This window comes from Chitinophaga sp. 30R24 (assembly GCF_049056765.1).
In the GTDB taxonomy this organism is placed as follows: domain Bacteria; phylum Bacteroidota; class Bacteroidia; order Chitinophagales; family Chitinophagaceae; genus Chitinophaga.
Genome location: NZ_JBJGXX010000006.1, coordinates 218,201 through 224,200, shown reverse-complemented (window position 1 = coordinate 224,200; position 6,000 = coordinate 218,201). Strand labels below are relative to the sequence as shown.

At 37.1% G+C, this 6,000-nt stretch carries 4 protein-coding genes and 1 pseudogene; 2 read left to right on the top strand and 3 right to left on the bottom strand.

The features are described 5' to 3' along the window. A pseudogene (locus ACDQ55_RS15175) lies at positions 1-129 on the top strand (IS481 family transposase); the annotation flags it as partial. 289 nt (positions 130-418) lie between these two features. Here ACDQ55_RS15175 and ACDQ55_RS15170 read toward each other — a convergent pair. After that, positions 419-1,528, bottom strand: coding sequence for an alkene reductase (locus ACDQ55_RS15170; protein WP_420982254.1), 1,110 nt, complete (start codon positions 1,526-1,528; stop codon positions 419-421). Positions 1,529-1,696: 168 nt separating this feature from the next. Between ACDQ55_RS15170 and ACDQ55_RS15165 the strand changes: the two genes are divergently transcribed. Next, positions 1,697-1,891: a hypothetical protein gene (locus ACDQ55_RS15165; RefSeq protein ID WP_420982253.1), complete on the top strand. Its 195-nt coding sequence runs from the start codon at positions 1,697-1,699 to the stop codon at positions 1,889-1,891. Between the two features lie 193 nt (positions 1,892-2,084). On the opposite strand, the gene ACDQ55_RS15160 is transcribed toward ACDQ55_RS15165, so the two are convergent. Together ACDQ55_RS15160 and ACDQ55_RS15155 are read right to left on the bottom strand one after the other, a co-directional pair. After that, positions 2,085-2,888 carry a glycerophosphodiester phosphodiesterase family protein gene (locus ACDQ55_RS15160; protein ID WP_420982252.1) on the bottom strand — a complete coding sequence of 268 codons (804 nt, stop codon included), beginning with the start codon at positions 2,886-2,888 and terminating at the stop codon, positions 2,085-2,087. A 1,295-nt stretch (positions 2,889-4,183) separates the two neighbouring features. After that, positions 4,184-5,662, bottom strand: coding sequence for a hypothetical protein (locus ACDQ55_RS15155; RefSeq protein ID WP_420982251.1), 1,479 nt, complete (start codon positions 5,660-5,662; stop codon positions 4,184-4,186). Between the last annotated feature and the right edge of the window lie 338 nt (positions 5,663-6,000).

Sequence of the window (6,000 nt, the reverse complement as noted above, 5' to 3'; positions counted from 1 at the left end):
TCTATGCAATCAGATTTAGATGATTGGATGAACTATTATAATGGACAAAGAACCCACAGTGGAAAGTATTGTTTTGGGAAGACTCCCCTGGAGACATTTACAGACAGTATTGGATTGGCTAAGGGAAAGCCTATTACAGACTGGTATTTAGATGCCGAAGTAACTTCCTGATGCTTTATCCACTAAAAATTTGCAGAGTCACAATGAGCGGGTAGCTCGGCAAATTTTTTAGTGGATAAAATATTCATAGATTTACAGCTGATTCGTTGGGCCCAAAATTAGCTGTCTGTCAGATTAAATATTGACTATTACAGTTTACAATATCCGCTAAAGAAACTCATAGAACTTATCCTGCATACAGACATGCCCGTATTGTAATAGCAAACATCTACTACTCTCCCATATAATCTTCCCAGGATTAATTATTTGAATTTTGATAATCCGTATAGCCTTTTTCGCCACCGGTGTAATAGGTACTTGTATCAGCCATCGCTAACGGAAAAGAATTTTGAAACCTCTCTACCAAATCCGGGTTGGCAATAAAAGGAGCCCCAAAAGAAACTATATCAGCATTTCCTGCAGCAATAATCCTGTTGCCGGTTTCCCAACCAAATCCAAGATTAGCCATAAGAGTACCTTTATAAAGCGCGCGAAAATGCTCGTAAAAGTTATCTTTCAAAGACTCTAACACGGTCTCTTTTAAGTCTAAAGATGGGCCAACCAATTCTATAAAAGCAATATCATAATTGTTTAGTTCACTAAATACATAATCAAAAGTTTGAATAGTATCTTCATCCGGTTTAATAATCCCTGCATTAAATGCTGCCGGTGTAAATTTAATACCTACTTTTTTTCCTGGAAAAACGCTAATTAGTGCCTCCAGTATTTCAAATAAGATCCTGCTTCTATTTTCTATACTGCCTCCGTATTCATCTGTTCTCTGATTGGTTGCCTTGCTCAAAAATTGCGGAATGAGTGTATATAACTGAGCATGCAGTTCAACACCATCAAAACCTGCATTCTTCGCATTGATGGCTGCCAGTTTATATTCAGCAACCGTTTCCTTGATTTCTTCAATTGTGTAAGCTTTAGGAGTTACGGTGTCTTTAAATCCTGTTGGGGTATATGATTTTTCCTGCGGATTAACAGCAGAGGGGCCTAAAGGTAAAGCGCCATCCAAATAATCAGGATGAGAGGTAGCTCCCGAATGCACCAATTGCAACATGATTCTGCCACCCTTCTCATGCACGGCATGAGTTACTTTTTCCCAGGCGTCGGTTTGGGCTTGGGTAAAAATTCCTGGGATATTAATGAAGCCGATAGCTCTTTTACTTACCCATGCACTCTCAGTTAATATTAATCCGGCACTTGCACGCTGGGCATAATATTGTACATGAAGTTCGTTGGGTGCCAATTCAGTATTGGTAGCACGAGCCCGTGTAAGAGATGCCATAACAACTCTATTGGGAAGTTTCAAATCGCCGAGTAAATATTCCGTCAATAACGTTTTTTGTTGTTCCTGTACCATGCTTTTTTTGGAACAAATTTGATGATAAAGTCACACCAATGCAATAAGGGTAAAAATATTCGTATAGGGATAATTTTATCCCCTATGGTATACTTTTAGCCTATACCTATTCTTATAGAAAGATATAGATAATGTACGAAAGATAAATTTGTGGGCTTACTATGACCCTTGCACGATACTGCTGCGCTAGAAAAAGCTCTTCAAATAAGCTTTCTTAATCCAACAGATAAATCGATTCTAATGGTTGCCGCAAAAGACATAGGAAAACTGGCAGCAGATTTATTAAAAGAAGAATGGATCAACCAGGAGTCATCAAGAGAGACTTCAAAAAAATGGATCATGCCCATTAGAAATTGGGCATGATCCTGAGTCAGTTTTTAACTATTTTGGGCAAAATTTAGCTTTTAAATTTTGACGTTTACAGGTCAATCTGCTACATATTATTCTCCGATTACTTTTTGGATTTGGTACGGAGTACATGAAAGCAGTACCTTCACTGGCAAATAACAATAAGCCAGCCATAGCGATATTTTAACCGGTGATCATTTTATCGTTTTTAGCGATGTAATTTTCTTTTCTGCAGATAACGCAGCAGTAAAGCCGGTCTGTCTGTCTGAATAACCGTTGCCCCATGCTCAATCAACCAGTCCCAACTGTCTTTTGTATTGCCTTCTTCTACGGCTTTATCGTCATCATGGCCCGCATTGAGCGAAGCCCATAATGAGTTCATCCATATTTTCGATTGCTGCTCAGTAATGAAAGCATTATTCGATAAAACAGCGGCAGTATCTTTCTGAAAAACCAGTTCAAAAGCATAAGGCCTCATGTAATGTAGGTAATCTGTAATAATCTGTTTTGCAAAAGGCTTATCAAGATTTACCACTGGCATATAAATGATACTATCGATTAATACAGGATATCGCTGCTTCAGATCTGCATAGGGAACTTCCGATTTGAAAATGGCCTGCTGCAATGTGCCGGTTTCTTTCAAAATAGCAAATGCCTCGTCATAATAATCGTAGCTCTTATCAAGATTCACCATCACTTTTCCTTTCAGGGCAATCATCACCTCCCGTAAGGTAGGGATGGGGTTATTGGTAACACGGCCAAGACCATTGCGCAAGCGGAACTTCCTGATCTCCTCCAGTGTGTAATCAGCTGGTTTGCCCTTGCCGTTAGCAACACGGTCTATCGTTTCATCATGCATGATAACGATCTCCCCATCTTTTGTTTTCTTCAGATCTAGTTCAACAATATCCACGCCCATGGCTGCTGCATACGTAAAAGCCAGCAATGAATTTTCCGGGGCATTACGCCAGTCGCCACGGTGTGCTACTACCAACACTTTGTTTTGCGCCATACATGTGCCAGCGCAGCATAAAAGAAAACACAATATTTTTATCCTATTCCTCGTCATAACAATCAATATTTAGTACCTACTATTTTGTGAAAAGATTACCTGATTAATAAAAAACTCCCTGAAGAATATCTTCGTCAATATCATTATATTGCGCAGTTAATTGTATTTCTTCCTTTGGTAGAGCCATAATTAAGCGTGCAAAGATAATTCTTCACAGGAATGAATCGGACTTGTGCTGTTAAATAAATAATATTATTTAACAGCACCTATAATATCTTGATACCCATTTCTTTGCATTTAATTTTGAAAGAAAAAATCTCCAATCCGGCAAGCTATAGCATACTGATCAAAATATAAATTATTTGTGCAACGTTCACTTCCTTACTGATATGTAGTATCCGGCCTTAGGTTAAGGGTGACTTCAAAAAAAATGGATCATGTGCAGTTGAACTGGGCATGGTCCTTAATCATTTTTAATCAAAGGGACAAAAATCCAACCCTTAGGCTGAGTCCTGATTCCGGAGAAGCTTTTACACTTACCCCCAAACTTCTGTTCAGCGTTTCCAGTACATCACCTAAAGCCACTCTGTCGAAGACCAGCTCACCATTCGCCAGGGGGAATAATCTGCTGCATTCAAAACCCTATTTGCGTTAAGTCCCGGCTTTGCTTGATATCTCTAAGCCTGTCATAGGCCTGCATATAAACCTTTATCCCAATATTTATTATAAATTCTCGAAAATGCATCGCTACTTCCTATTTTCAGTTCCTGGAGCAATATGTCGTCGCTAGTAACCTCCATGCGATAGATTTTGGACTCTATGCGTCATAAAGGTTAAATTATGGATTCAATATATATATCATCGTAAGACTATATCATAGTCATTGCCGCAATTTGACAATCAGATTCAGAAGGATTTATTCACAAACAAAGCTGGGGCCTTCCACAAAAGACAAGTAGCAGAAGAACTGGTTGCAGATAACGGCAGTTCTGCGGGATGTTTCAATGTTCTCTTTTTTGTTGCCAGCCAGATTGACTTAGAGAGATTTAGCGTTGTATGCTAAAAACAGAAAAGCCGCATAAATCCTGCGATTTATGCGGCTTTAAAACTGCTTGTTTTCTTTATTGTGATCCCGGTCGGATAATTCTCGAACCATTTCCTTGAAAATCTGAAGCAACTGGCTAAGTTATACACTTTAGATCAATGGTAATGTTCTATAAAGAATAGCAAAACATGTCACGTAGTATAAAGAAACATCCGGGTGATTTCAGGTGTTCTTTACTGCTTTAAAGGTATTAATGCCCTGAACCGCCAAGATTATATGACAATGCAACAAATGCTCCAACACGAATAGATTTTTGAGTCAAATCGCTTGCGTCAACATTTGAAAATTGGGCGTAATTACTATAATCTTTGTATTTACTCTTTAAAACATCAGCAAAACCAGCAGACACGCCCAAATTTACCACAAACCTTTTTGTTAAGTCATTACTGGATGGGAAGCCCAAACTCGTTCCTAAATAAATTTTAGTATTGGTCAAATCAGAAAAATTCGGAGAAAGACCACCCGACAAAGTCCATTGAACAGCCCATTTGGTTGTCTGATACCAATGTATGAAAATAACCGGGCTTAATTGAAGACGCTTATTCATGCCATCTTCTCTTAAAACAACCTTTGCAGTATCGGGGCCGGAAGTAACATTATCCGGATTCTTCTGGAATGAATAATCAGAACCGTTACCACCTATATTAAGGGATACACCGATACTAAAGTCGATTCGCGTTCCTCCTACTGTTTTTATTTTATTGGGAAGAATAGCCACCTTAAAGTTTCCATTTTTATCCTTTATTGAATCACTAAGTTGAAGATAGTCACCATTAGCTGTAGCAATAACTCTTGCAGGAATTTTAAATGACGAACTTATTGCAGTTTGAGCATTAACTGAAAATATAGCAACGTTTCTCTGTAATATGGAAAGATTTGCACCAGAATAAGCGTCATTGAGATTGCGTACTCTTTTATTTAAGCTGTCAGCCAATTCGTCGATTTCACTTTTACCATCTGCATTAAGGTCTGATTTTAATAATTCAAGGTCTGAGATATTCCGGGTAATATTTTGAATAGCTTTTGTTAGTAAGGTCAATTTTTTATTAAAAACAGGGACAATATCCTCGATGCTATTAATGCTGTAAACCTTAACTGGAGTAAAGATTGCATCATTCATCGCTTTTATATTATCACATTGAGGATTGTTTATCGCCATTTTTATAATAGTGTCCATATTCATGATGGCTTTTATATTCAGGATATTTATTTCAATACTTGAAAATTCTGATCCAATTTTATCCAGTATCTGTCGCTTATTTTTAATGAGGGCCTTAGCGTCGGGAATTGTCAAATTTGCACGAAACTTTAGTCCCTTAACTTGACAACTCTCTAGTCCTTGTATTGCCCCCACCTCCTTTTCTTCTATAGATTTTGCCGTAGAAATGTCGCTAAAACCAGCTTGCAATGTGCTTAGTCCATCTTGATAATTGTGATTTATGTCAGAAAAATTGGCATATGATCCATATAAAAATGTGTTCACACTATCATATGCTATGGAAATTGTGCTTCCCTCCTTTACATATTTTGGTAAATGCTGTTTGTCAACAAAATCGCCTTTACCTACATTAAATTTTACAATAAAATTGTCTTTAGATGATGTGGTTTGACTCTTTGAGATTGATATAGTAGTCAGAAAAATAATTACAATAAATAATGATCTCTTCATGGCTAAGGTTTGGGATGTGTTTGTGATAATAATGAGGTTAAATATTGGGGATATTCAATATTTCAATTAAATGATTATGATTTGAGGCACAATATTATATAATGATAATTTAAATATCTACAGTAAAAATACTAAAAAAGTCAATAAAAAAAATGAAATAACTATACGTAACATTAAACATTTCAGTCCATGAGGTATTCAGTTTCTATTTTGATTAAAAAATCTCAATTCCAAAATGCAAACTCACTGAAGCTATCAGGCAATTTTATTGCTGCACACCAACTTTTGGCTTACCCATCAGTAATGGTTAAATGACACCTTATGGTTAACAATAAAAT